This window comes from Streptomyces sp. NPDC040589, from assembly GCF_055594445.1.
The window spans coordinates 964712-988580 of record NZ_JBVIWP010000004.1; the positions used below are offsets into that span (position 1 = coordinate 964712).

Annotated in this window: 22 protein-coding genes and 9 pseudogenes; 13 read left to right on the forward strand and 18 right to left on the reverse strand. The window is 70.3% G+C overall.

All coding sequences use genetic code 11. The features are described from left to right. Positions 1-8: 8 nt before the first annotated feature. A complete protein-coding gene (locus ACZ58V_RS22240; RefSeq protein ID WP_468199419.1) occupies positions 9-461 on the reverse strand; it encodes a Crp/Fnr family transcriptional regulator in 453 nt (150 codons plus the stop codon). A gap of 270 nt (positions 462-731) precedes the next feature. On the opposite strand from ACZ58V_RS22240, the gene ACZ58V_RS22245 reads away from it, so the two are divergent. From ACZ58V_RS22245 to ACZ58V_RS22265, 5 genes are all read left to right on the forward strand, one after another. After that, positions 732-1607: a universal stress protein gene (locus ACZ58V_RS22245; RefSeq protein WP_471291613.1), complete on the forward strand. Its 876-nt coding sequence runs from the start codon at positions 732-734 to the stop codon at positions 1605-1607. Positions 1608-1687: 80 nt separating this feature from the next. Further along, a complete protein-coding gene (locus ACZ58V_RS22250) occupies positions 1688-4147 on the forward strand; it encodes a glycoside hydrolase family 65 protein (protein WP_471291615.1) in 2460 nt (819 codons plus the stop codon). A gap of 49 nt (positions 4148-4196) precedes the next feature. Beyond that, positions 4197-5075, forward strand: a complete 879-nt coding sequence (locus tag ACZ58V_RS22255; protein ID WP_468199343.1) for a potassium channel family protein — start codon at positions 4197-4199, stop codon at positions 5073-5075. Between the two features lie 182 nt (positions 5076-5257). Beyond that, on the forward strand, positions 5258-7837 hold the full coding sequence (locus tag ACZ58V_RS22260; RefSeq protein ID WP_471291617.1) for a cation-translocating P-type ATPase: 2580 nt from the start codon (positions 5258-5260) through the stop codon (positions 7835-7837). Positions 7838-7981: 144 nt separating this feature from the next. After that, positions 7982-8401 carry a CBS domain-containing protein gene (locus ACZ58V_RS22265; protein ID WP_468199339.1) on the forward strand — a complete coding sequence of 140 codons (420 nt, stop codon included), beginning with the start codon at positions 7982-7984 and terminating at the stop codon, positions 8399-8401. A 9-nt stretch (positions 8402-8410) separates the two neighbouring features. Here ACZ58V_RS22265 and ACZ58V_RS22270 read toward each other — a convergent pair whose 3' ends face one another. After that, the gene (locus tag ACZ58V_RS22270) at positions 8411-8650 is read right to left on the reverse strand and encodes a hypothetical protein (protein ID WP_471291785.1); all 240 of its coding nucleotides are present in this window, start codon (positions 8648-8650) and stop codon (positions 8411-8413) included. On the opposite strand from ACZ58V_RS22270, the gene ACZ58V_RS22275 reads away from it, so the two are divergent. Then, complete coding sequence (locus ACZ58V_RS22275) at positions 8540-8866, forward strand: SDR family oxidoreductase (RefSeq protein ID WP_471291774.1); 327 nt, start codon at positions 8540-8542, stop codon at positions 8864-8866. The two genes, ACZ58V_RS22270 and ACZ58V_RS22275, sit on opposite strands and share 111 nt — an antisense overlap. 57 nt (positions 8867-8923) lie before the next feature. On the opposite strand, the gene ACZ58V_RS22280 is transcribed toward ACZ58V_RS22275, so the two are convergent. The 5 genes and pseudogenes from ACZ58V_RS22280 to ACZ58V_RS22300 all read right to left on the reverse strand — a co-directional run bounded on the left by ACZ58V_RS22280 (position 8924) and on the right by ACZ58V_RS22300 (position 12564). Beyond that, a complete protein-coding gene (locus ACZ58V_RS22280) occupies positions 8924-9376 on the reverse strand; it encodes a universal stress protein (protein WP_468199336.1) in 453 nt (150 codons plus the stop codon). A gap of 640 nt (positions 9377-10016) precedes the next feature. After that, a pseudogene (locus tag ACZ58V_RS22285) lies at positions 10017-10235 on the reverse strand (SPDY domain-containing protein); the annotation flags it as partial. Positions 10236-10414: 179 nt separating this feature from the next. Beyond that, positions 10415-11320, reverse strand: a complete 906-nt coding sequence (locus ACZ58V_RS22290; protein ID WP_471291619.1) for an NmrA family NAD(P)-binding protein — start codon at positions 11318-11320, stop codon at positions 10415-10417. Between the two features lie 165 nt (positions 11321-11485). Further along, entirely contained in the window at positions 11486-11728 is a 243-nt protein-coding gene (locus tag ACZ58V_RS22295; protein WP_471291621.1) for a hypothetical protein, read from the reverse strand. Continuing rightward, positions 11725-12564: an SDR family NAD(P)-dependent oxidoreductase gene (locus ACZ58V_RS22300; RefSeq protein WP_471291623.1), complete on the reverse strand. Its 840-nt coding sequence runs from the start codon at positions 12562-12564 to the stop codon at positions 11725-11727. Before ACZ58V_RS22300 ends, ACZ58V_RS22295 begins: the two co-directional genes overlap by 4 nt. A 73-nt stretch (positions 12565-12637) precedes the next feature. Here ACZ58V_RS22300 and ACZ58V_RS22305 point away from each other — a divergent pair, with 73 nt between their 5' ends. Then, a complete protein-coding gene (locus ACZ58V_RS22305; protein ID WP_471291625.1) occupies positions 12638-13228 on the forward strand; it encodes a TetR/AcrR family transcriptional regulator in 591 nt (196 codons plus the stop codon). Positions 13229-13740: 512 nt separating this feature from the next. Here the strand turns inward: ACZ58V_RS22305 and ACZ58V_RS22310 are convergent. From ACZ58V_RS22310 to ACZ58V_RS22325, 4 genes and pseudogenes are all read right to left on the reverse strand, one after another. After that, positions 13741-13854 (reverse strand): annotated as a pseudogene (locus tag ACZ58V_RS22310) (oxidoreductase); the annotation flags it as partial. A 235-nt stretch (positions 13855-14089) separates the two neighbouring features. Continuing rightward, positions 14090-14350, reverse strand: a pseudogene (locus tag ACZ58V_RS22315) (NAD(P)-binding domain-containing protein); the annotation flags it as partial. Positions 14351-14433: 83 nt separating this feature from the next. Further along, positions 14434-14562 carry a hypothetical protein gene (locus tag ACZ58V_RS22320; protein ID WP_471291788.1) on the reverse strand — a complete coding sequence of 43 codons (129 nt, stop codon included), beginning with the start codon at positions 14560-14562 and terminating at the stop codon, positions 14434-14436. Beyond that, positions 14562-14675: pseudogene (locus ACZ58V_RS22325) on the reverse strand (DUF7144 family membrane protein); the annotation flags it as partial. The gene ACZ58V_RS22320 and the pseudogene ACZ58V_RS22325, both read right to left, overlap by 1 nt. A gap of 170 nt (positions 14676-14845) precedes the next feature. On the opposite strand from ACZ58V_RS22325, the gene ACZ58V_RS22330 reads away from it, so the two are divergent. After that, positions 14846-16462, forward strand: a complete 1617-nt coding sequence (locus ACZ58V_RS22330; RefSeq protein WP_468199324.1) for an MFS transporter — start codon at positions 14846-14848, stop codon at positions 16460-16462. A 263-nt stretch (positions 16463-16725) separates the two neighbouring features. On the opposite strand, the pseudogene ACZ58V_RS22335 reads toward ACZ58V_RS22330, so the two are convergent. From ACZ58V_RS22335 to ACZ58V_RS22345, 3 genes and pseudogenes are all read right to left on the reverse strand, one after another. Next, a pseudogene (locus ACZ58V_RS22335) lies at positions 16726-17294 on the reverse strand (class II glutamine amidotransferase); the annotation flags it as partial. A gap of 4 nt (positions 17295-17298) precedes the next feature. After that, positions 17299-17829, reverse strand: a complete 531-nt coding sequence (locus ACZ58V_RS22340) for a potassium channel family protein (protein WP_471291627.1) — start codon at positions 17827-17829, stop codon at positions 17299-17301. Further along, positions 17826-19151: a diacylglycerol/lipid kinase family protein gene (locus ACZ58V_RS22345; protein ID WP_471291629.1), complete on the reverse strand. Its 1326-nt coding sequence runs from the start codon at positions 19149-19151 to the stop codon at positions 17826-17828. The genes ACZ58V_RS22340 and ACZ58V_RS22345 overlap by 4 nt, the downstream gene beginning before the upstream one ends. Before the next feature lie 404 nt (positions 19152-19555). Here ACZ58V_RS22345 and ACZ58V_RS22350 point away from each other — a divergent pair, with 404 nt between their 5' ends. The 3 genes and pseudogenes from ACZ58V_RS22350 to ACZ58V_RS22360 form a co-directional block, all read left to right on the forward strand. Next, on the forward strand, positions 19556-19900 hold the full coding sequence (locus tag ACZ58V_RS22350; RefSeq protein ID WP_468199319.1) for a carboxymuconolactone decarboxylase family protein: 345 nt from the start codon (positions 19556-19558) through the stop codon (positions 19898-19900). 105 nt (positions 19901-20005) lie between these two features. Then, positions 20006-20416: an SHOCT domain-containing protein gene (locus tag ACZ58V_RS22355; protein WP_468199317.1), complete on the forward strand. Its 411-nt coding sequence runs from the start codon at positions 20006-20008 to the stop codon at positions 20414-20416. A 148-nt stretch (positions 20417-20564) separates the two neighbouring features. Next, positions 20565-20825 (forward strand): annotated as a pseudogene (locus tag ACZ58V_RS22360) (DUF2252 family protein); the annotation flags it as partial. 317 nt (positions 20826-21142) lie between these two features. Here the strand turns inward: ACZ58V_RS22360 and ACZ58V_RS22365 are convergent. Then, positions 21143-21349 carry a DUF5133 domain-containing protein gene (locus ACZ58V_RS22365; protein WP_468198272.1) on the reverse strand — a complete coding sequence of 69 codons (207 nt, stop codon included), beginning with the start codon at positions 21347-21349 and terminating at the stop codon, positions 21143-21145. A gap of 287 nt (positions 21350-21636) precedes the next feature. Here ACZ58V_RS22365 and ACZ58V_RS22370 point away from each other — a divergent pair, with 287 nt between their 5' ends. Next, the gene (locus ACZ58V_RS22370; RefSeq protein WP_468198275.1) at positions 21637-21903 is read left to right on the forward strand and encodes a hypothetical protein; all 267 of its coding nucleotides are present in this window, start codon (positions 21637-21639) and stop codon (positions 21901-21903) included. Positions 21904-22066: 163 nt separating this feature from the next. Here the strand turns inward: ACZ58V_RS22370 and ACZ58V_RS22375 are convergent. Together ACZ58V_RS22375 and ACZ58V_RS22380 are read right to left on the reverse strand one after the other, a co-directional pair. Next, positions 22067-22301: pseudogene (locus ACZ58V_RS22375) on the reverse strand (hypothetical protein); the annotation flags it as partial. Positions 22302-22335: 34 nt separating this feature from the next. Next, positions 22336-22782, reverse strand: a pseudogene (locus tag ACZ58V_RS22380) (transposase); the annotation flags it as partial. On the opposite strand from ACZ58V_RS22380, the pseudogene ACZ58V_RS22385 reads away from it, so the two are divergent. Then, positions 22779-23445 (forward strand): annotated as a pseudogene (locus ACZ58V_RS22385) (tyrosine-type recombinase/integrase); the annotation flags it as partial. The pseudogenes ACZ58V_RS22380 and ACZ58V_RS22385 sit on opposite strands and share 4 nt — an antisense overlap. Positions 23446-23475: 30 nt before the next feature. On the opposite strand, the gene ACZ58V_RS22390 reads toward ACZ58V_RS22385, so the two are convergent. After that, on the reverse strand, positions 23476-23820 hold the full coding sequence (locus tag ACZ58V_RS22390) for a hypothetical protein (RefSeq protein WP_468198277.1): 345 nt from the start codon (positions 23818-23820) through the stop codon (positions 23476-23478). Positions 23821-23869: the final 49 nt, after the last annotated feature.

Below are 23869 nucleotides of genomic sequence, written 5' to 3' on the forward strand. Positions count from 1 at the left end.
GTCTCGCCTCAGGGCACCTCGCCCGCGCCGTGGGGCGCGTACAGGTCGAGCAGGCGTACCCGTGTGGACCTGAGCCGCCCCGCGATCACTGCGGCGACATAGGCCAGCAGTTCCTGCTTCAGTTCCGGGTCCCTCCCGCACAGCTCACTGACCGCGGCCGCGTCGAACTCGTAGGCACGCACCGGGCTGGTGGCCTGGGCCCCCAGGTGCCAGTGATGGGGAGGGACCAGCCAGGACCAGCCCAGCAGTTCCCCGGCACCGAGGGTCTCGATGACCGCCGCGCGGCGGCCGGGCACGTGGACGTCGAGAGCGACGGTGCCCGTGTGGATGATCCAGAAGCGGTCGGCTTTGCCGCCCTCGTTGAAGATGCGCTCGTCGATTGCGAACGACACATCACGAGCGAGCGAGATGAGCTGCTCCTGATGCTTCTTGGCCAGGGCGCCGAAAGCGCCGGTCCTCACAACCACGATCGCCTTCCCCTCACCATGACCTCGAAGCGGAGCGGGCTCGTACCCGGCCGACGAGACGGCCGTGGCGGAGACGCGGGGAGCGGCAACCCCGGTACGTTCTCATGGCCACCTGACTCCACAATCGTCGCAAATCGCCGCAGTGCAACCTGGGCCGAGCCCCCTGCCGAGAGCCGGTCCCACGTGTCGCGACGGGCCCCATGCGGTGCGACGGTATTGACAGGGGCTTCCAGCACTGCCCGGGGCAGGAAGGTGATGGTGACCATGGAACTCCCGCTGGTCGTAGGTGTCGACGGATCGGATTCCAGCCTGGAGGCCGTGGACTGGGCGGTGGACGAGGCGGCGCGTCTCGGGCTGTCTCTGAGGCTCGTCCACGCCTCCTTGTGGGAGCGGTACGAGGGGAGTCGGCCCTCCTTCGATACCGACCGCCCGGCCGAAGAGGTTCTGGCCGAGCACATCGCCGCGTCCTGCGCGGAACGCGCCCAACTGCGCGACCCACAGGTGAAGGTGTCCAGCGACGTGCTGCCCGACGACGCCGTGTCCGTGCTTCTGCATGCGGCCCATGAGTCCTTCGCCCTGGTCACGGGCTCCCGCGGCCGCGGCGAGATCAGCGGGGTCCTGCTGGGATCGGTCAGCCTCACGGTGGCCGCCCGTGCCGTGTGCCCTGTCATCGTGGTCCGGGGCGGGCAGCGCAACCGGCAGAGCTCCTTCGGCCGGGTCGTGGTCGGCGTCGGTGATTCAACGGAGGGTTCAGCCGCTGTGCGGTTCGCGTTCCGCGAGGCCGAGGCGCGCGGCAGCACCCTGCACGCGGTACGGGCCTGGCGCCGCCCCGCCCATGAGCACGTGGACCATCCCCTGGTCGCGGACGATGCCGCCGGTGCCCACGAGGAACGGGCCTCCGCTCTCCTCACCGACGCACTGCGTGACGCCGTACGGGAGCACCCGCAGGTCGATGTGCACCGCCAAGCGGTCGAAGGCCCGGCACACAAGGTCCTCCTGGACGCCTCGGCCGAGGCCGACCTGATGGTCGTGGGCGCGTTGAGGCGGCACGGTCGCTTCGGTCTGCAGCTAGGCAGGGTCGCCCACGCCCTACTGCACCATGCCGAGTGTCCGGTGGCCGTCATCCCGCAGCGGGCCTGATCCGGCGCGCGTCTCACGCTCCTGCACATCTCGTGAGAGGAGAGGAGCGCGGATGTCGGACTGGACCTGGGAGAGCGCGGATGTCGGACTGGACCTGGGAGTACGAGGGCTGCGACCCCTCGGCCGAGCGGTTGCGTGAATCACTCTGCACACTCGGCAACGGCTACTTCGCCACGCGTGGCTCGGCGCCCGAGTGCCGGGCGGGTCTCGTGCACTACCCGGGAACCTACGCGGCCGGTTGCTACAACCGCCTGGAGTCGGCTGTAGCGGGACGGCGCGTGGTGAACGAGGACCTGGTGAACCTGCCGAACTGGCTGTTCCTGCGGTTCCGTCTGCGCCGCGCCGGGGGAGCGTGGTGCCCGTGGTTCTCCCCGGACACGAGCGGACTGCTGGACTACCGGCACATTTTGGACCTGCGCCGGGCCACGCTCGCCCGCACGCTTCGTTTCCGGGACGACGACGTGGGCGTGCTGGGCGTCGGGCAGACCCGCCTGGTGCACATGGATGATCCTCACCTGGCGGCCCTGCGGACGGTCTTCACGGCCGAGGACTGGTCGGGGGAGATCGAGATCGAGTCCTGTCTCGACGGTGACGTGATCAACGGCAATGTGCATCGTTACCGCGCCCTCGGCGGGAGCCATCTGACCCGAGTGCGGACGGGGGCACAGGAGCCCGACACCGTCTGTCTGAGCTGTCGCACCAGCACCTCGGACATCGGTGTCTCCATGGCCGCCCGGACGGTCGTCGCCGACCGGTCCGCGGTCTCGTCGGAGCTTCGTCCGGCCCGCCGCCGTGCCGTCCATCGCCTGGTGGTCCCCATCGCTCCCGGCCGACCCGTCGAGGTGGAGAAGACCGTGGCGCTGCACACCTCACGCGACACGGCGATCAGTGATCCGCTCGAGGCGGCACTCGACCGGGTGTCCACGGCGCCGGGCTTCTCGGTGCTGCTGGACTCCCACGTCGCAGCGTGGGAGCGGTTGTGGCGGCGCGCGGACATCCAAGTGCCCGGCCGGGCCGGTCGAGTCCTGCGCCTCCATCTCTTCCACGTCCTGCAGACGTTGTCGCCGCACACCGCGGACCTGGATGTGGGAGTGCCGGCCCGGGGCCTGCACGGTGAGGCATACCGGGGCCATGTGTTCTGGGACGAGCTGTTCGTCCTGCCGTACCTCAACCTGCACTTCCCGGAGGTCTCCCGGGCACTGCTGAACTACCGCTACCGGCGCCTTCCGCGAGCCTGCCGGGCGGCCGCCGCCATCGGCCGGGCCGGGGCGATGTACCCGTGGCAGAGCGGCAGCGACGGCCGGGAAGAGACCCAGGAGTGGCACCTCAACCCCCGCTCGGAGCGCTGGCTGCCTGACCACTCCCGGCTCCAGCACCACGTGGGCTCGGCGATCGCCTACAACGTGTGGCAGTACTGCGAGGCCGCCGGCGACACGGAGTACCTGCACACAAAGGGCGCCGAGATGCTGCTGCAGATCGCACGCTTCTGGGCGGACCTGGCCGTCTTCGACCCCGACACGGACCGCTATCGCGTTAGGGGGGTCGTCGGCCCCGACGAGTACCACGACCGCTACCCGGACAGCACCTCGCCGGGCCTGGACGACAACGCGTACACCAACGTCACCGCCGCCTGGGTCCTCACCCGGGCTCTGGGCCTCCTGCGGCGCCTTCCCGCATGGCGCCGCGAGGAACTGTTCGAACGGATCCGGCTGGACGGCGATGGACTGTCGAAGTGGGAGGAGGTGTCCCGGCGGTTGCTGGTGCCGTTCCACCGGGGCGTCATCAGCCAGTTCGAGGGCTACGACAACCTCGCCGAGCTGGACTGGGACGCCTACCGAGCCCGCTACGACAGCATCCGGCGGCTGGACCGGATCCTGGAGGCCGAGGGCGACACGGTCAACCGCTACAAGGCGTCCAAGCAGGCCGATGTCCTCATGCTCGGCTACCTGTTCTCGCCCGCCGAGCTGCGGGACCTGTTCCGGCGACTCGGGTACGACCTGGACGACGAGGTCTGGCGGCGGACCGCCGACTACTACCTTCAGCGCACCAGCCACGGCTCCACGCTCAGCGGGCTCGTCCATGGCCTGGTCCTCGCCCGAGCAAGACGAGCCGAGGCATGGCAGTACGTCCGGGAGGCACTGGAGGCGGACATCGCCGACATCCAGGGCGGCACGACCGGCGAGGGCATCCATCTCGGAGCCATGGCCGGGACCCTTGACCTGGTCCAGCGTGGTCTGACCGGACTGGAGACGCGCGAGGACGCCCTGTGGCTGGACCCGGTTCCCCTCCCGGCACTGTCCGAGTACGGATTCTCGCTGCGCTACCGCGGTCACTGGGGCGTCGGCGTACGGCGCCGGAGAGGGCAGCTGGAGATCGGTGTGCCCGACTCGGAGGAATCACCGATCCGCGTGGTGCTGGCCGACCGGGCTGTGACCGTCGCGCCCGGGGAGATGTGCACGCTCGAGCTGCCGACCGAGTTGGTCAGCGCAGATGGGCGTGCCGGGACGCGGCTGCCGCACGATCCACCGGACAGGCCATAGGCTCCGAGACAGCGGGTTCCGCTTCAGGCGACAGCCGTGGGAGACGTGGATGAAGTGGCTCGTAACGCTGGTCGGTGCCGGGCTCGTCATGGTCACCCTGCGAGACCTCTTCCACACCCTTTGGCACCCCACCCGCCACGGCGGCCTGAGCCGCCTCGTCATGACGGCGATGTGGCGACTCGCCCGGCGCTTTCGCGCGCGCGGGCGGGTGGTCGGGCTCGTCGGGCCGCTCGCCATGGTGACCGTGGTAAGTATGTGGGCCTTCACCGTCATCCTCGGCTGGGCGATCGTCTACTGGCCCCACATGCCGGGGGCGTTCACCTTCTCGCCCGGATCCGAGGCGGCGCAGGAGCCGGCTTGGCTCGACTCCGTGTACCTGTCGCTCGTCACGGTCGCCACCCTGGGCCTGGGGGACATCGCACCCGGCGAGGGCTGGCTTCGCCTGGTCTCACCGCTGGAAGCCCTCGTCGGCTTCGCCCTTCTGACGGCAACCGTCTCCTGGGTACTGGAGATCTACCCGGCGCTGACCCGCAGGAGGGTCCTGGCCGTCCGGCTGGCGCTGCTGCGCGACTCGGAGCCGACGCCGCAGCAGATCGACTGCACGGCGGGGGCGCTGCTGCTGGACAGCCTGGCCACCGACGTCGTACGCGTCCGGATCGACTTCACCCAGTACGCCGAGGCGTACTACTTCCACGACGGGGAGGACCACTCGTCGCTGGCGGCCATGGTCGGTTACGCCGATGCCCTCGCCCGGCGCGGACAGGGGGCGCAGCGGCCAGATGTGCGGCTGGCCGGTGATCTGCTCGCCGGTGCGCTGAAAGACCTGGCCGCCACCCTTGACCAGCGTTTCCTCCGTACGGGCGGAACGCCGAAGGAGGTCTTCGCCGCATACGCCGCCGACCACGGCCGAGACCGCGCGCAGCCCTGAGCAGGGGTGCACTCTGGGGGGAGCGGGAGTCCGTCCCTCGGGCGGTGGCCGGGCACACGACGGGAGCATCTGATGGCATCCCACGCACAGCACCGTCCGGCGCCGGCTCCGCCACGGACATGATCCGGCGCCAAGACAGTCGAAGGTCCGCTGTGAGGGCCGACCCGATCCCCTTCGCGGGGGTGACTTGCGGCACGGGGCTGTCGTCGGACGAGGCCGCGCGGCGGCTGGCGCTGTACGGACCCAACCAGATCCCCTCGGAGCCGCGGACCCCGGTGTGGCGGCGGGTGCTGCAGCAACTGCGCGACCCGCTGATCCTGGTCCTGCTCGTGGCCGCCGCTCTGACGATCGCCACCGGCGATCTCTCCGACGCCGCCGTGATCCTGTTCGTGATCACTGTGAACACCGTGGTCGGCGTCGTCCAGGAAGTACGGGCGGAGCAGGCGGTCATGGCCCTGTCCGCCATGAGTGCCCCGGCCGCCAGGGTCATGCGTGACGGCGAGGAACGTTCCGTCCCGTCAGCCGACGTGGTGCCGGGCGACCTGGTCCTGGTGACCGAGGGGGACATCGTCCCAGCGGACGCCGATGTGCTGGAGGCGGCGTTGCTGCTGGCGGACGAGTCCTCGCTGACCGGCGAGTCCGTTTCCGTGGAGAAGACGCCCGGCACGGACACCTCACGCGGTGCGGTGTCGGCCGGCACCGTCATCGTCCGCGGCCACGGCCGTGTCGTGGTCACCGCCACCGGGGCCGACAGCGCGCTCGGCCGGATCGCTTCCCTGATGGGTGCCGCGCCCGGTCTGACTCCGCTGCAGCACCGGCTGGCGAGGTTCGGCCGGACTCTGGCGGCGGCCATCGTGGCGCTGTGCGCGGTGGTTCTCGCTCTGGGGCTGGTGCGCGGACAGCCGGTGGAGCTGATGATCGTTGCCGCGATCAGTCTGGCCGTCGCCGCCGTTCCTGAGTCCCTGCCGGCCGTGGTGACGCTCTCACTCGCTCTGGGTGCACGGCGTATGGCGGACCGGCACGCCATCGTCCGCCGACTGCCCGCGGTGGAGACCCTGGGCTCGGTGACCGTGATCGCCACCGACAAGACCGGCACCCTGACCGAAGGCCGGATGGCGGCCGAACAGCTGTGGACGCCACGCGGAGAAGCCACGGTCGTGGGTACGGGCTACGAACCCGAGGGCCGGGTCGTCCGCGACGGCGAGACGGTGACCCCGGAAGACGCGCCCGACCTGGCGGGATTGCTCCGCGTCGCGATGCTGTGCAACGACGCCGCCCTGGAGCCCCCGCCGGACCGCACCAGGGAATGGGGCGCCCTGGGCGACCCCACGGAAGCCGCGCTGCTGGTGGCCGGGTCCCGCCTCGGGCTGGACCGGGCGGCGCTGGACCGCGAACTGCCGCGCCTGGAGGAGATCCCGTTCGACAGCGACCGCAAGCGCATGACGACCGTGCACCGCAGGCCGGCGGGCGGCGTGCTGGTTGCGTGCAAGGGGGCCCCGGAATCAGTGCTCCGGCCACGCGTCCTGGCCGACGGCCCTGACGTACTCGCCCGAGCGGCCGCGCAGGCGGAGGCGCTGGCACGCCGTGGCTACCGTGTGCTCGCCGTCGCGAGGGCCGAGCGCCAGGACACGACGCAGCGGCCCCCGACCTGGGAGTCGGGCCTGTCGCTCCTCGGCCTCGTCGGCATCCTGGACCCGCCTCGCGGTACGTCCGAGCCGACGATCGCCGCCTGTCGGCGCGCCGGGGTCATTCCCGTACTCATCACCGGCGATCACCCGCTGACCGCTCGGGCCGTGGCCGACCGTCTCGGCATCGCCACCCGGGACGACGAGGTCACCACAGGGGACCGGATCCGGGCAGACACAGCCGGCGACCTGACCGGCGTACGGGTCTACGCCCGGACCACCCCCGAGCAGAAGCTGGACATCGTCCAGGCGTGGCGCGGGGCCGGACACGTGGTCGCGATGACGGGGGACGGCGTCAACGACGGCCCGGCCCTGCGCCGTGCCGACATCGGCGTCGCCATGGGGAAGCGCGGCACCGAGGTCGCGCGTCAGGCGGCCGATCTGGTGCTCGCCGACGACAACCCGGCCACCATCGTGTCCGCCGTCGAGGAGGGGCGCCGGGTCTACGCGAACGTACGCCGGTTCCTGCTCTACGGGCTCGCCGGAGGAACCGCGGAGATCCTCGTGATGCTCCTCGGCCCTTTCCTGGGGATGCCGCTGCCATTGCTGCCCGCACAGATCCTGTGGATCAACCTGCTCACGCACGGCCTGCCCGGTGTCGCGCTCGGCGCGGAACCCGTCGACCCGGACACCATGCGCCACCCGCCCCGGCCTCCCGCGGAGAGCGTGCTGGGGGCTGGCCTGTGGCCGCGGATCCTGTTCATGGGAGGATTCGTCGCCACGGTGACCCTCGCGGTCGGCGTCTGGGCCCGGGAGACCGGCCGCCCCTGGCAGTCCATGGTCTTCCTGGTGCTCGGCGCGACCCAACTCGGCGTCGCGCTCGGCTCCCGGGCTCGCCCGGGCACCCTGGCCAATCCCTTCCTGCTGATCGCCGTGGGAGTGGCACTCAGCCTCCAGGCCGCCGGCGTCTATCTGCCGCCTCTGCGGGACCTGTTGGGTACGGAGCCGCTCACGCTCACCGACCTGGCGATCGCTTGTGCCCTGTCCGGCCTCGGCCATGTCGTCATGCGGCTCCAGGCGGGGCTGAGACCGGAACGCCCGCCGCGCGCGGGGCCAACCGCGGTGCGGGGACGTTGAGCCATCGCCCGTGACGTGGGCGCCTGTTGATCGGCATGCGCACGGGAGGTGTGGAACCCACACTGGTCTTGAGGAGTACAGGCCGGGGCGGCCGGGCTCCATGGGCTCTCCCCGCGCGGACAGCGACGCTCGAAGGAGACGACCGTGACCACTGCCCGGGAGATCATGCATACCGGTGCCACGTGCATTCAGGAGAACGAGACGCTGGAAGACGCGGCGCGCAGGATGAAGGAACTCGACGTCGGAGCCCTCCCGATCTGCGGGCCCGACGACCGGCTCCACGGAATCATCACGGACCGTGACATCGTGGTGAAGTGCCTCGCCATGGGCAAGGACCCCAGGACCGTGAAAGCGGGCCAGCTCGAACAAGGCAAGCCGATCACGACCGACGCCGAGGCCGATGCCGGCCAGGTCCTCCAGGTCATGGAGGCGCACAAGATCCGTCGGCTGCCCGTCATCGACGACCATCGCCTCGTCGGCATGATCAGCGAGGCCGACCTCGCACGTCACCTGCCCGAGGACCAGGTGGGCCACTTCGTAGAGGTCATCTGCGCTGCCCGGTGACCAGCGGGCTCACTCGCGGAAGCGGCCGGTGCCGTTTTCGGGGATCTTCGTCGGAGCAGCTTGGTTCAGGTCATCATGGGACGTCTCGACGAGAGAGTGGCCGTCGTCACCGGCGGAGCCAGGGGGATCGGTGCCGCTGTGGCACGCGCGTTCGCGGCCGAGGGCGCAGCCGTGGTGGTCGCTGACGTCCTGGACGCCGAGGGGGAGAAACTGGCGGCGGAGCTCGGTGGCCCGGCCCGCTACGCGCACCTGGACGTCAGCACCGAGGAGGGTTGGCAGACAGTGGTGGCTCAGACGGAGCGGGATGGCCCGCCAGCGGTGTGCTTTCCAGCAACTCCGTCGGCGTCCATGCCTCGACGCACAGGTCACCGGTGTGCGGAAGGCTCCGATGGCCGCGTATCGGTCCGCGCTCCGCGCCGGGTCACCAAACACCCGGCCGGACGCACGGCCTCGCGCTGTCGGTGAAGCGAAACGTCTGGTGGAGGACGGGACATGGCGCCGACGTCGGTCCCTGGGACGGGTTCATGTCTCGTGGTGGCCGGTGCCGCGCACGACGACTACGGGACACGGGGCGTGTTGGACGCAGTGCTGGCCGACCGAGCCGAGCAGTGCCCCGGCGAATCCGCCGTGGCCCCGGTTGCCCACGACCAGCAGCCGTGCCCCGGCGGCGGCCTCCAGCAAGACGGCGGCTGGGTGCCCTTGGGTCGAGCGGGGGCGGACCTCGACCGAGCGTTCCGGCCCGAGGACCTCCTCGATCACCTGGCCGAGGTGCTCGCGGGCCTGCTCTTCCTGATAGCCGCCCGACTTCGCTTCCCTGGGCGGCCAGCTTGGCGGGAGCTCCCAGGCGTATACCGCGTCGACCACACCACCTGTCAGCTCAGCCTGCTCGGCCGCCAACCGCAATGCTGCCTTCGACGGCTCGGAGCCGTCGACGCCCACCACGATCCGCGGAGCGGACGTTGCGTTGTCACTCATTCGCCCACCTGCCTAATCCGTGGTTCTGCTTCCCACCCTCCCTTGACCAGCAGCAGTCCGCCACCCCGGCCGACGGGGCGTGGCGCACCATCGCAGGCCCTCTCCCACCGCCTGTCGCCGGAACAACGGCTTGACCTGCCATGCAGCCGCCGACCGGCCGCGTTCTGCCGGCACTCGCCGTCCTGGCCCCGTCACAGGCCACACCAGCCTCCGGCCCATCTCGCCCTGCGCCACGCCCAGGGCCGCTGGGCAGCGCCTTCGGGGCGGGAGCGGCCGGATGGTGGTCACCGGCGCTCTCGCTGTGCGGCCTCGGTGCTGCCGGGGTGGCGCTCGCCAGGCTCGCCAGCGGTCGATTCGCCCCGGGCGGGTACCTGCCTGTGGTGGTGCTGGCGGTCTATGTCTGCGGCCTCCTCGTGGCCTTGTTCTCCGTCCGTCCACCGTCCCGGGCGGTTCGGTGTGTTGCCCGACGTGATGCCGCTCATGCTCCAGCACGCGCCGGACATCCCGTATGCGGCCGCCACTGTTCACCGCGCCGATCACCCCGGAGACCGGCGCGCCGGAGGAGACGGAGGTGGACTTCCAGACGGGGAGGTGGCCGAGCAGCGCGGTCGCATCTGAGAGGCGTCGCCAGTTGGCGGTGGTCCCACCCGTCGCCTTCGGCGAGGTGATGGAGCAGGGTCGGGAGCACCGGGGCGGGAGTGGTGCCGGTCGCCGTGAGGTGCCACAGCCGGTCGGAGACGGGCGTCTCGTACGCGGCCACGGTCCAGGAGATCTCGCTGGGGTGGGCTTCGTGGACGCGCTCGATGCGCAGGGTCTGTGATTCGTGGATCGCGTGGGTGGTGTCGTCGGAGAAGGTGCGTTCCCTGTCAAGTCCAGCATGTTGAGTTCGTGGGGCGTCACTGTCCATCGATCTGGTGCTGGCCGTCGCCCAGCACGGCGCTCCTGGATATCGGTATGCCGTTTGCCTTTCGGGCCCACCGTCGACGTGCCCGACCGCGATTCCGGTGATGCCCCCTTCACCTGGGATTCCTGCGGCAGTCAGCCGAGGTAGAAGTCCTTGCGGACGGCGACGAACTCCTCGACGGTCAGGGGCCGCCTCCCGGTGATGCGCTCGACGTCGATGGTCGCCCTGTCGTAACGGTTCGCGCGGTGCAGCTGCGCCATGGTCGCGATGTGCTGCTCGGTGTGCTGTGGCAGGCCCGCGTTCGCGAGTACCTCTGTGCGCCACCATTGCAGGGGGACGTCCAGATAGGTCACCGTGCGACCGAGCGCCTTGGAGAACTCCTGGGCTACTTCGGTCATGTCGAGCGCCCGCGGTCCGGTCAGCTCGTACACCTTCCCGGCGTGCTCCTCGGGCTCGCGCAGGATGGTCGCGACCACCTGGGCGACGTCGTCGGCAGCGACTGGCGAGGTGCGTCCGGTCCCGAACGGCAGCGCCAGCGTGCCGTTCTCGCGGATCGACCGCGCCGCGAGGGCGGTGAACAACGGATTGTCGAGGAACGTCGTCGGGCGCACGTGCACCACGGGCAGGTCCGACCAGTCCAGCACCTGCTCCGCCAGCCAGTGCAGCCGCTGCTGGTGGGATTCCGCGGTGCTGGTGGCGGTCATCTGCGACACCGTCATCTGCGACATGTCCACCAGCAGGTCGAGTTCGCCGTGCGCCTTCGCGACCGTGGCCATGACGGTCGCCGCCAGCAGGTGGTCCGGGGACACACTGAGCCCGAAGTACGTCCGGCGGACGCCGTCGAGCGCGGCCGCCACCGTTTCGGGCCGGGTCAGGTCCCCGGTGACGACCTCGGCGCCCAATGCCCGCACCTCGGCCGCGCGGTCGTCCTCGCGGCGGATCAGGACGCGGACCGGCACGTTCTGCGCGCGCAGCCGCTCGGTGACGAGGCGGCCCATGCCGCCGGCGCCGGTGACGAGAACGAGGTTGTGATCAGCCATCGGTGGCTTCCTTCCGGAGGTGTTCGCCTCGGCCAGGCCCTGGCCGCTGCACGGGTGGTAGTGCGTTTTGGTGCTCGAGGTCGTCGCTCGGGGTGAACGCCATTTCCGCCGTCCGCCGATCGGTCTCGACGAACGGCAGGCCGCACTTGTGTGTGGGTGTGGTGCTCAGGGCCTGCGGGCGCCGGTGATGCCTTCTTCATCGGAGGAAGAAGTTGAGGAGAGCTTCGGTGCGCTTGCCGAAGGGGGCGTACAGCAGGCGGGTGGCGTTCCAGCGAACCTGGTCAGATCGCTGCGCCGCGCCGCCAGGGACGGCGCTCCGTCGCGGAGGTAGGCGGCGCGCTGAGCCTGGAGTATGTGGTTGAAGCGCTCCGCGTCGGTGTGCTGTCTGGTGACGTCGGTGCTGGTCATGATGGCGTTCCATAGTTGTTGGTGCGGGCGACGGGGTGCTGCGGGTGCTGGCGGCGGGCCATCCAGCCCATGAGCCGGACCATCGAGCGGCGCGGCAGGAGTTTGCTGGCGAGGGCGAGTGGCCGGCCGTTGGTGATCACCGACGGGGGTGCGGATCGGCGGTCGAGCGTGTCGAGAGCGATCTTCACGACCTGCTCGGGGGTGGCCCGCTTCGTGCCGTAGTCGGCGGACTGGCTGCCGGCGACGTCGTAGAACTCGGTCCGGGTGGCGCCGGGGCACACGGCCAGGACGCGCAGGCCGGTGCCGCGGGTCTCCTCCCACAGCGATTCGGTGAAGCTGAGGACGAATGCCTTGGTGGCGCCGTAGACGCTCAGGTAGGGAGTCGGCTGGAAGCCCAGCAGGCTCGCGACGTTGATCAGGACGCCGGTGTCGGCGGAGGACAGCGGGTCGATGTAGGCGCGGCTGAGGTCGACCAGCGCGCTGACGTTCAGCGCGATCATGCTCTGCAGGCGGTCGGGATCCTCGTCGGTGAACGCGTCGTGGGTGCCGAAGCCGGCGTTGTTGACCAGTCCGGTGGCGTTGATGCCGCGGGACTCGAGTTCGGCGCGCAGCGTGCGGCCGGCGTCGGGCAGGCCGAGGTCGCGGGCGACGGTGGTCACCGTGACGCCGTGGGCGCGGGTGAGTTCGGCGGCCAGGCTCTCGAGCCGGTCCGCCCGGCGGGCCACCAGCACGAGGTTCGCGCCGCGGCGGGCCAGCTGGCTGGCGAATTCGGCGCCGAGGCCGGAGCTGGCGCCGGTGACGATGACGGTCTGGCGGTGGTAGTCGAGTTTGCTCATGGCATTCACTCTACGCACGCTTTTGCACTGAGTGCAAGTGACTGCATCGAGTGAGACGTCGTACCATCGGTGCATGGCTCAGAAACCGACACCCATTCGGGAACAGACCCGCTCCGTGGTCCGATCACTGCTGGCCCGGACCGCTATCGAGCTGTTCGCCGCCAAGGGCTACGACAACACGACCCTCGATGAGGTCGCCGCCGCCGCGGGCGTCTCCCGGCGGACCCTGTTCAACTACTTCCGCGCCAAGGAAGACCTCGCACTCAGCGGCCTGGACGAACAGGGCGAACTGATCGCCGCACGGCTCGCCGAGCGCCCGGCCGACGAGGATGCCTGGGCGGCGCTGCGCGCGGCGTTCCAGGTGCTCGAGGAGATCGACATGAGCGCCGAAGGGCGCCTGGAGTTCATCACGCTGCTGTTCGGCAACGATTCCCTGCGCGCCGGACACGCCGAGAAGCAAGCCCGCTGGCAAGGCCTGTTCGCACCGCTGATCGAGCCGCGACTGCCCGACTCCGACAGCCGCACCCTGCAAGCCCGCGCGATCGCAGCCGCAGCGATCGTCTGCCTGCAGGCAGCCAACGAGGAATGGGTTCGCCTGGGCGGGCAGGTCGACATGTTCGACCTCTACGACACCGCCGTACAGGCCATCCGCCGCCCCACCTGAAACCGGTCGCAACCAGCTCCACCACGCTCGTCGGCGTGGGAACCAGGGCCCGAACCGTTTAACCCGCGCCAGCAGGACCGAACGATCCGGCCACCGTAGGCCGCGCGGCCAGAGGTCAGCCTTGGGCGGGTAGCCGCAGCGGCCGGTAGCCGTCGGCATCGAGCGTGGCCGGCTCGTCGTCAAAGTCCACCGTGTGGGTGCCGTAAAACGAGCTGGGCCTCCGGGGGCCGGCTCGTGCCGGTGGAGTTTCCGCGTCGCCGACCTGTAGCCCGCCGAGCGGGCCGCGCTCGACTAGGGGTGGCGGGGCCCGCCGCGAGTAGGAGAGAACCGGGTCAGCGCGCTCGCAGGGTGTCGAAGCCGAGCGGCAGGAGGCTCACCACGCGCGCAGGAACTCAGTGGCTCGAGTCCGGGTGCGGTTGCATCGGCAGCGCTCGGACCGGGGAGGTGGGCTGGGACAGGGCGTGGAGCAACTGTCGGTTGTGCGCAGTGAGTTGGTTGACAGCGCGGACGAGGCGGTTGGTGCGCTCCCACAGGAACTGGTCGATGAGGAAACCGCCGGCGCCGTGGATCTCCACGCCGTCGAAGCCGATGCGCTCGGCCGCGGCGGCGGCTTCGGCGTAGGAACCGCGTGACCTCGGCCTTGGCCGCGGCGGCGTCGCCGGTGAGGGGCAGGGCGCTGCGCTCGGGATGGCCGGAGGGGCGGGCCGAGGTGTGCATCCGCAGGAAGTCCATGTTGACGAGCGTCTTGACGACGCGTGAGCCCGGCAGGTGGCGCTGGAGCAGCTCGCTGCTGGTGGTCCGCCGCTCCTCCAGCTCCTCGATGCGGCCATCCCGGTCGGGGAAGTAGTGCATCGCGTCGACGACGGTCTTGCCGGCCAGGGCCTCGGCCGGGAGCTTGTCGAAGGCGTGGAAGGGCATGGAGACCACCACGAGAGCGGCGGCCTGCGCGGCCTCGGCCGGGGCGGCGGCGCGGGCGCGGTCGCCGAGCCCGGTGACGGCGTCGGTCAGGGACTCGGGGCCGCGCGAGTTACTCAGGACGACGTCGTAGCCGGCGTCGACGGCGAGGCGGGCGATGGCTGTACCGAGGTTGCCGCTTCCGATGAAGGCGATGGTCTGGCGCATGGTGGCGGTTCCGTTCTGGACGTGCTGAGAGGGGAATGGGCGCCAGGGGGCTGCAGGGCATCGGCCACGCGGCCTGGGCCGTGTCACATGTCGCGGTACCACTGGGCCGCGGCGACCAGGGGGCGCAGCATGTCCGCGGTGACGGGTGCCGCCCTGTTCCAGGGCGCCACCAGGGCCAGGGGCGTCGGCGTGGGAGTGGCCGGCCTGGCCAACCGGCGAGTGTGATGACCACGCCCACGATCAGGTGGATCCAGCCCCACGAGGTGAGATCGAACGAGTACGCGTAGTTGCGGGTGGTGACGAATATGTCGTCCTCGGCGATGGCGTGGGCCCGCGGGCGGACGAACGACGGCAAGCACGTCCCCGGGCGTACGAGACAGCCCCTCTCATCCCACTGAGGCCGTGCGGATCCCACGCCCATAGTGGCTCCGCCAACCGGTCGATCTCCGGGGCGGGTCGGGTCCCGCTCCCCGGAACCGCTGGGACGATGCCCGCATGGCTCCTAGGACAAAAACTGCCGAGAGTCCACCAAAGGCGCGCATCGTCCTGCTGACACTCGCGGCCGGTCAGTTCCTGATGGCGCTGGACAGCTCGGTCATGAACGTCTCGATCGCGACGGTGGCCGAAGACGTGGGCACGACGGTGACGGGTGTCCAGGGTGCCATCACGGCCTACACCCTCGTGATGGCGATGTTCATGATTCCCGGCGGCAAGGTGGGGGAGCTGATCGGCCGCAAACGCGCGTTCATGATCGGCTGTGTCATCTACGGCTGCGGCTCCCTGACCACGGCGCTCTCACCGAACCTGACGGTGCTGCTGATCGGCTGGTCGTTCCTGGAGGGGATCGGAGCGGCACTCATCCTGCCCGCGATCGTGGCGCTCGTGGCCGGCAACTTCGTCACGGAACGCCGTCCCGCCGCCTACGGTCTGGTCGCGGCCGCGGGGGCCGTGGCGATCGCGGTCGGGCCGCTCATCGGGGGTGTCGCGACGACGTACTTCTCCTGGCGGTGGGTCTTCGCCGGAGAGGTCCTGGTGGTGCTCGGCATCCTGGTGCTCGGTCGCCGCATCGCCGACGCGCCGCTCGGCGAAGGCGCTCGCATCGATTACGTCGGTGCCGTGCTGTCCGCGCTCGGGCTCGGACTCTTCGTCTACGGCGTGCTCCGCTCCGACGAATGGGGCTGGTTCAAGCCGAAGCCCGACGCGCCCTCATGGCTCGGGGTCTCGCTGGTCGTGTGGCTGATGCTGGCCGGTCTTGTGCTGGTCTGGCTCTTCTTCCGCTGGGAGGCCCGCATGGTGGGGCGGCACAAGGAGCCGCTCGTCGACCCGGCCCTGCTGCAGAACAAGCAGCTCACCGGCGGACTGACGATGTTCTTCTTCCAGTACCTCGTCCAGATGGGTGTCTTCTTCGTCGTACCGCTCTATCTTTCGGTCGCTCTGGGCCTGTCCGCGCTCAAGACCGGGGCCCGTCTCCTGCCGCTCTCCTTGACGCTGCTGGCGGCCGCCGTTCTGATCCCCCGCTACCTCCCGGACGTCTCGCCCCGGCGGGTGGTGCGGCTCGGGGTCTTGGCGTTGTTCGCGGGCGCGGTGGTCCTGATGGCCGCGCTCGACGTGGACGCCGGTGCGGAGATCGTCACCATCCCCATGCTGTTGATCGGGCTGGGCATGGGCGCGCTGGCGTCCCAGCTCGGGTCGGTCACCGTGTCCGCGGTGCCGGAAGCAGAGAGTGCGGAAGTCGGCGGCGTCCAGAACTCCGTCACCAACCTGGGCGCCTCGATCGGTACGGCACTCGCCGGGTCGATCCTGATCGCCGCGATGACGACGTCCTTCCTCTCCAACGTCGAACAGAATCCGGCGATCCCGGCCGAGGTCAAGAGCCAGGCGACCGTCGAACTCGAAAGCGGCGTGCCGTTCTTGTCGGACGCCGAGCTCGAATCCGCTCTTGACGAAGCGGGCACGAGCGAAGAGGTGGCTCAGGCGGCACTCGACGCCAACGAAGACGCCAGGATCGACGGTCTGCGCGCCGCAGTCGCCATCCTCGCCTTCGCCGCCCTCCTCGCGATGTTCTTCACCTCGCGGATCCCGAAGACCCAGCCCGGTTCGACGAAGCCGTAGCCGCAGGCGCCTGGACCCAAGGCGTCGTCGTTTCACCGCTCCGGCGGAACGGGGGCGGCGCGGAGCGCCCAGAAGGGCGGACGCCGCGGGCCGGGCAGTCCCCGCGCTGCCAGGGACCTGGCGGTCCGAGCCTTCCAGGCCGGTGGCGGAGCCCCAGGTGGGCCGACGGCAGTGCGTCGGGGACGTCGTGCGCGGCCGGCCCTGCTGAACCGGCGGCAGGTTGCGGCGTCACGAGGCCGTTCGACGGGAAGGGTGCCGAACCCCTACATGGGTTGCGGGGCGAAGGAGAGCAGGTTGTCGCCTCCGGGCCGCACGACGCCGTAGCTGCCTTCGGGGACCTCGTTCCAGACACCGGGCAGATCACCCAGTGGCTCGGACACGATGAGGCGGGTCTCGTCGGACACCTCCCGCAGGAATTCCACGTCGGGGTGGAGTGCTCGTAGCGCCGCCACCTGGGTGCTGTAGTACAGCGAGCGGGAGGCTCCCAGACTGGAGTAGCGGAAGGCCCACACCTGGCGCCCGTCGGTCACCGCGACCGTCATCTGCAGGGGGAACTCCACCCCGTGCTCATGACCGGTCCGTTCCACCATGCCGACCATGCGGGCCACGGCACCCGGCGGATCCTGCTCCAGGCCGAAGGTGAGGGCCAGGTAGAACATCATCTCGGAGTCCGTCGATCCCTCGATGTCGAGGAAGAGCTCCGGTCGACCGCCAGGGCGAGATCACGCCGTACCTGGTGGAAGTCGGTGATCCCGCCGTTGTGCATCCACATCCAGCGGCCGTGGCGGAACGGGTGGCAGGGGGACTGCTGCGCCGGGGTACCGGTCGAAGCACTCTCACCTGCTCTCCGAGTCCCGTCGGCGCCGGCCGGTCTCGACGGCCCTGACCACCACCCGGGCCGCGATCCCGACGAGCACAAGCCCGCCGACGATCTGGATGATCGTCATGACGCGTGCCGTCTCGGTGCGCGGGGTGATGTCGCCGAAGCCGACGGTGCTGACCACGGTGAGCGTGAAGTACAGGGCGTCGGTACGGGTGAGGGGCTCCGTGAAGCTGCCAGGGGTGCTCCGCTCCAGCAGGAAATACGAGGTGGCGAAGAGCAGCACGAACAAGGGGAGGACGGCGGCGAGCGACTCCACCGCCCGCAGTTCGGGGTTCGGGGATCGGGCGATCGTACGCACCTGCCAGAGGAACAGCGCCGTCACCGCGAGCAGACCGAGGACGAGACCGGTCACCGTGCCGCCGTTGAGGGGTGCGTCCATGGGCAGCAGGTAGTACGCGAGGACCAGCCCTGACGACAGGACGAGCGAGCGCGCCACCGCCGACAGGGTGGCGCGGCGGCCGGGCCGTGCGAGGTCATCCGTCATGTCGCCGCCCACCGGATCCTCGTCAGGGCCAGTCGCCGCACCCGGCGCCAGTCCATCGGGGGTCTGCTGTGCGGCACACCGGGGCGGTCGCGCGGAACCCGCACGCGCAGGGCGCCTGGACGGATCCGGCACCGGACGGGGGTCTGCAGGGTGAGGGCCTCACCGTCCACGCCGACCGGGATCGTGTCGGCGTCGGCATCGATGACGACCTCGCGGGCTGCCACTCGCGCGAGCCCGGACGCCCTGCGGCCGCGGAGCATCCCCACCGCCTGCGCCGCGCTGTCGACCTTGACGCCGAGTATCCCGAGGACCCCGGAGTCCAGCCGTTCCCGGTGGGCCAGCCCCGCCGGGTCGTCCGTCCGGTACGGGTTGTTGCCGACCAGCACGGCCTGCGGCTGCTCGATGATCCGGCTTTCGGCGTGCACGGCGAGGCGTGGTCCGCGGTGGTGTGTGAGCAGATCGGGCAGCATCTGCAGGGTGGTGCGGGTCTTGTCGTCGCGGTAGGCGGGGCTCTGCACGACGGCCGCATAGGCCCCGAACGAGGCGTTGTTGACGAACACCCGCTCGTTGACGACACCCAGGTCGATACGGAGTTCGACGCCCTCGGTGAGCGCGTCGAGACATGTCGACGGGTCGTCCCCGTCCAGTCCGAGGTCCAGGGCGAAGTGGTTGCGGGTGCCGGCGGAGATCACCAAAAACGGCAGGTCGCGCTCCGCGGTCACGGCGGCGACGAGGGCCTGGGTGCCGTCGCCTCCCGCGACGCCGAGCAGGTCGGCGCCCGCGTCGGCCGCCTGGCGGGCGAGCGCGGCCACGTCCTGCCGGCGCGTCACGTCCAGGACGCAGACCTCGGCGCCGAGTGCCTCGGCCTTCTCCCGCAGCCGGAACCGGCCGACTTTGCCGCCACCTGAGCGCGGATTCATGATCAGGTAGGGGCGCCGCGGCGGCACCGGTGTGCCGTGCGGGGTCCGCGCCGGGGCACTCCCAGCGCCTGCCAGCGCGACCCGGCCGCAGAAGACGGCAAGTACCCACAGCGCGAACGAGACGAGTACCACCCACAGCAGTCCGGACGCCACGTAAAGGACGACGACAGCGGCTGAGGCGGCCAAGGCCAGTAGCACGGCCAGCACCCTGACCAGGCCGGTGTGGACAAGTGCCCACCACACGCCTGCCGCCGTCACCGCCGACCCGTAGGCCCCCACGAGGACGAGCAGCAGACTGTCGAGCCCGGCGAACAGCAGCAGCACGATGATCGCGCCGATGCCCGCAGCCACGGACCCTCGTGCGGCCCAACGTGGGGCAAGCGCGAAACGGCTACCGGACATGTCGACCTCCCACGGGCGGGATGCGCTCTGTTCATGACACCGTGCCTCAGCCCGGACCGAAATTACTCGCTTAAGGGGCTATCCGGACGGACCGCCCTTCGCCCCTCGCCGGCGGAGCGGCCCTCGCGTCGGCCGGTGGGCAGGCGCATCGGCCCGGTGGCGGCTCTCCCGCGGCGAACAGGCGGTTCGCGAACGGACGCCGGGCGGCGGGCAGGCGGCGGGTCGCGCTACGGGCCCCCGGCGCGAGTTCTACGGATCTCCACTGTCGGCAAGGCAGCCGAGCAGCGCCCGGCCGCCGCCGACCGGGCGACCGGCGATCACCCTCTCCGGGTGAGGCGGTGCACGGTCGGCCCGCGCTCTTATGGAAGGTGCATCGCACAACGCCCAGGAAGGAAACGTGGACCATGGCCCAGAAAGAGACCGGCGCCGAAGGTGTCGCCGCCCTCGCCGAGGCGGACGCCCCGGTGTTCGAGACGCTCGTCCAGATGACCCTCGACACGTTCGAACGTTCCGGGTTGGACGAGGAGACGTACCTGCTGGCACGCATCGCCGCCCTGGTGGCCATGGATGCCTCCGCACCCTCCTATCTCCTCAACATCGGCACCGCCGCTGAAGCCGGCGTGCCACTGGAGAAGATCCAGGGAACGCTCGTGGCGATCGCCCCGGTGGTGGGAAGCGCCCGGGTCGTGTCCGCGGCCCGCAGCATCGGTGAAGCCTTCGGGCTCGACATCAGCACCGAGGACCAATAACAGCGGGACGCCCGGGACCGCCCGTGCGCCCCGTCCGCATGCCCGTGGGACGGGGCGCACGGGGGGCCACCGGAGCCCCTGCGGACGACACCCGGAGGAGAAGCGATGAGCAGCGTGAACCTGGCCTACGACTTTCCAGTTCTCGGGGCTTTCTGGGCGATCATGTGGTTCTTCCTGTGGATCATGTGGCTCGTCCTGCTCTTCCGCGTCGTCGTGGACATCTTCCGTGACGACGACCTGAGCGGATGGGCCAAGACCGGTTGGCTCGTCTTCACGATCGTCCTCCCCTTCCTGGGCGTCTTCGTCTACGTCATCGCCCGGGGCAAGAACATGGGCCGGCGCGAGCAGCGCCACGTCAGAGCCCAGCAGGAGCAGACGGAGCGGTACATCCGCGAGACCGCGGGCAGCGCGGACACCAGCGAGGCGGACGAACTCGCCAAGCTCTCCGAGATCCGCGCCAGAGGCGACATCACCGACGACGAGTACCGCCGGGCCAAGGAGAAGGTCCTCCACTGACCCGTGCGTGCCCGTCACGGGCGCGGAACACCGTGGGCGCCGCCTCGGATCGGTCGGCAGACGACCGGGTACCGCGCGGTACCTGCGGTGCGGCGCTCGGCGGCCTCGTGGAGCCCCGCACAACGCCGACCGTCCCGCAGTAAAGGATCTGCAAGGATCGACAACCGCCTTTCCGGCGTCGCGACCCGGGGCCTCGAAGGAGCGGGGCGCCCGCGGCAAGGCCGCACGCGCCGACGCACCCCGGTCCAGCCACGCCGAGTTCATGCCCCCGCAAAAGCGCACGGACCCGGTGGAGATCATCGAGAAGCAGTCCGCGACACGGGTGCCGGAACTCGTACCGATCCGCTACGGCAGGATGAGCGAAGCGCCGTTCCGTTTCTACCGCGGGGCCGCCGCCATCATGGCCGCGCCGTGACCTTCGCCGAGCTCTACGCCGACCAGAACGAGAAGGACCACCAGGCCCTGGTCGACGCCATCCGAGCGGGGCGGGTCCCGGCAGATGCTTCTGCCGATGCTTCCTGATGCGCAGTGTCATCGGTTGGCGGGCTGTTCGACCAGGAGCGTCCCAGGCGGTGAAGCAACCTCTGGGGAGTGATGCCTCGGGACCCGTCATGCAGGAGTACAAGGCAGGCGGCACTCTCTCGGGCCCGCGGACCTGACACGCGGGCCCGAGGCCCCGCCCGCACGTATCCGTCCGGATTCAGTGTCGAAGGGGCTGCTGTCGTGTCATGGCGTGACGTCGGCCAACTGCCGACGCGCCACGGACAGTGCCGCATCCAACTGGCGGGTGCCGGTGACCACGCACAGCGTGTACGTTGCATCCTCCAACCGGCGCGCGACCTCCGGGCCGCCGTCGGACACCGCGTGCCGCCTGAGCGTCTCGCACCGCTCGATCAGCTCCCGCAGAAGCGAAGGGTGTGCCGTCACCGTCATGGCCACCTCCAGTGCCGAACCGTGGGATCGTCCAGCGCGTCACTCCAACGGTCGCAGCCGTCGGCGCCCGCTGCACTTTGGGACCACGGGCTCGGGGGCTCTCAGCAGCTGGTCAGCGCCCGACAGTCGACGCGAGAGCAGGCCGTTCGCATCCGGAGCAGACGATCATCTCCTGGCGGGAGCTGCCCGGCCGTACACGCCACCACCCGGCGCGTGCGGGGTCCCGCTCCGGATTTTGAACCGTCGGCCCGGATGCGATGTGGTTCCCCCCGTTGGAGAGTGGAGTCATGAACCATCACCACCACTCCACACGGACGATCGAGATCAACACCCGGCTTGTGACCACCGGTGTCGTGCTCACCGCAGCCGGTGCCGTGGTGGCGTGGGCCGGCATTGCCATCGCGGCCTCCGCCGTGGTCGCGGCAGGCCGGCGCCTGATCCGCGAGATGGACGTGCCCCCGGCCCAGCAGGCGGCCATGAAGTGGCGGCAGGCCAAGGAGGCATCCCGAGCGGGCATGGACGCGTGGCACTCCACGTCCGACGCCCAGAACTGATCACCCGCCCGCCAGCTCCGACGCAGCCGCCCCAGCACCCGCGGTACCGCCCGTGCGTCGGGTGCGTTCGCCGCCACCGCCTCCCATCTCCGTGTGCGCACCTCGGTGCCGCGCCGCCCCATGGCGACACCGATGTCGGCCTTACGCAACGCCGGACCGTCGTTGACGCCGTCACCATCATGCGGCCGATCTCGGTGGCCGAGTACGAGCGGAAGAGTGGCGGGGGTCGGACAGCAGAGTCGAGGTAAGGGCCGGCAGTTGGCCGGCGTACTCGGTGATGGTGCCGGGCCATTGCCGGGTGGCGAGCATCCAGTCCGCCGCGCCCGTCGGCAAGGTGGCCTGGCCTTCGCGGATCAGGGACTTGGAGAGCTTGGCGCGGTGTCGGTGACGACCTGGGGGGTGCCTCTATGTCCTTCGTCAAGCCTGAGCTGGTCATGCGACGGCTGCTTCGGGAAGGCTGGGTTCGTAGAAGGTGCCGTCGCGGAGCATTGCGAACAGCACGCTGATCCGCTGTCGGGCAAGGCGGAGAAGGGCCTGCGTGTGGGTCTTCCCCCGAGCCCGGCAGCGGTCATAGTAGGTGCGGGAGGCGGGGTCGTGCAGGGCGGCGAACGCGGAGAGGAACATCGCCCGTTTGAGCTGCCGGTTGCCGCCTCTGGGAGCGTGTTTGCCGTGGATCGAGGTCCCCGACGACCTGGTGGTCGGGGCCAGCCCGGCGTAGGAGGCGAGGTGGGCAGCGGTGGGGAAGCTGGTGCCGTCGCCGACGGTGACCAGCAGCACTGCGGCGGTGCTGACCGCGACCCCCGGCATCGAGGTCAGGACCTTGGAAAGGGGGTGGTCCTCCAGCAGGGCCTTGATCTGGGCTTCCAGGGCCCGGCGTTGAGGGAGCCGGCAAGGAGGAGGCTGACGAACACCCCACAGCGACCATCGAGCAGGTCTTCGACCTGGCCGACGCCATGGGCCCGCGCTGGCGCCTGATGGTCCTGCTCGGCGCCTTCGCCTCCCTCCGCCCTGAGGAGCTGGCCGAACCGCGCCGTCACAGTGTCGACGTTGACGAATGCTCCCTGCGCATCACCCACGCGTCCCCGGAGCTCACCAGCGGTAAGCGTGTCACCGGCGACCCCAAGACCCGGGCGGGCAAACGCACGGTCTACCTGCCGGACTTGCTGAAGCCCGAGCTACGCCGCCACCTGCAATGGTTCGCGGAGAAGGAGTCGGGCGGCCTCCTCTTCGTCGGCGAGAAGGGGCGCGCCCTTCCGCCGCTCGACGTTCGGCCGCAAGTGGCGCAAGGCGAGGACCAAGGTCGGCATGCCGGTCAACTTCCGCTTCTACGACCTCCGCCACACCGGCAACACCCTCGCCGCCGACACCGGCGCCAAGCTGAAGGACCTCATGGTCCGCGCCGGCCAGTCATCGGAGCGCGCCCAGCTGATCTACCAGCACTCGACCGCGAAGCACCAGCGCAGGCTGGCCCACGGCACAGACACCGAGGTATGCCGGCAGCTGAAGGAAGTGAACGGCGGGACGTCGGTTCGTGGGGCGTGACCGTGCGGTCCGTGGGTGGTTCCGGCGAGGTCAGTCGCCGACGAGTTCCGCGAGCTGTTCGGCGGCCGTGGTGTTGCCCCGGGCGGCCAGCCGCCGTAGCTCCTCCAAGTTGTCCTGCTCGGTGGCCAGTTGGATCAGCTCGTCGGTGGCCGTGGCGTTGCCGCCGTCGGAGAGCCGCCGGAGTTCTTCGAGGTCGCCCTGCTCCGAGGCGAGCTGGACGAGTTCGTCGGCGGCATCGGAGTTGCCCGTCTCCGCCAGGCGGCGCAGTTCGTCCACGTCACCGTGTTCCGCGGCGAGCTGGACGAGTTCGTCGGTGGCGTCGGTGTCACCGTTCTCGGCGTGTTCCCGCAGTTCGGACAAGTCGGGTTCGGACATGGTGGGCAACCTTTCCACGGCGGTGGTCATGGGCCGGCCGACCCGGCTG

Coding starts and splice junctions, on each gene's coding strand:
- ACZ58V_RS22300 (WP_471291623.1), bottom strand. CDS start 12,564: ATGAGCAAACTCGACTACCACCGCCAGACCGTCATCGTCACCGGCGCC.
- ACZ58V_RS22295 (WP_471291621.1), bottom strand. CDS start 11,728: ATGACCAGCACCGACGTCACCAGACAGCACACCGACGCGGAGCGCTTC.
- ACZ58V_RS22345 (WP_471291629.1), bottom strand. CDS start 19,151: ATGTCCGGTAGCCGTTTCGCGCTTGCCCCACGTTGGGCCGCACGAGGG.
- ACZ58V_RS22370 (WP_468198275.1), top strand. CDS start 21,637: ATGAACCATCACCACCACTCCACACGGACGATCGAGATCAACACCCGG.
- ACZ58V_RS22350 (WP_468199319.1), top strand. CDS start 19,556: ATGGCCCAGAAAGAGACCGGCGCCGAAGGTGTCGCCGCCCTCGCCGAG.
- ACZ58V_RS22390 (WP_468198277.1), bottom strand. CDS start 23,820: ATGTCCGAACCCGACTTGTCCGAACTGCGGGAACACGCCGAGAACGGT.
- ACZ58V_RS22340 (WP_471291627.1), bottom strand. CDS start 17,829: ATGACGGATGACCTCGCACGGCCCGGCCGCCGCGCCACCCTGTCGGCG.
- ACZ58V_RS22355 (WP_468199317.1), top strand. CDS start 20,006: ATGAGCAGCGTGAACCTGGCCTACGACTTTCCAGTTCTCGGGGCTTTC.
- ACZ58V_RS22290 (WP_471291619.1), bottom strand. CDS start 11,320: ATGGCTGATCACAACCTCGTTCTCGTCACCGGCGCCGGCGGCATGGGC.
- ACZ58V_RS22255 (WP_468199343.1), top strand. CDS start 4,197: ATGAAGTGGCTCGTAACGCTGGTCGGTGCCGGGCTCGTCATGGTCACC.
- ACZ58V_RS22330 (WP_468199324.1), top strand. CDS start 14,846: ATGGCTCCTAGGACAAAAACTGCCGAGAGTCCACCAAAGGCGCGCATC.
- ACZ58V_RS22280 (WP_468199336.1), bottom strand. CDS start 9,376: ATGAGTGACAACGCAACGTCCGCTCCGCGGATCGTGGTGGGCGTCGAC.
- ACZ58V_RS22250 (WP_471291615.1), top strand. CDS start 1,688: ATGTCGGACTGGACCTGGGAGTACGAGGGCTGCGACCCCTCGGCCGAG.
- ACZ58V_RS22305 (WP_471291625.1), top strand. CDS start 12,638: ATGGCTCAGAAACCGACACCCATTCGGGAACAGACCCGCTCCGTGGTC.
- ACZ58V_RS22245 (WP_471291613.1), top strand. CDS start 732: ATGGAACTCCCGCTGGTCGTAGGTGTCGACGGATCGGATTCCAGCCTG.
- ACZ58V_RS22365 (WP_468198272.1), bottom strand. CDS start 21,349: ATGACGGTGACGGCACACCCTTCGCTTCTGCGGGAGCTGATCGAGCGG.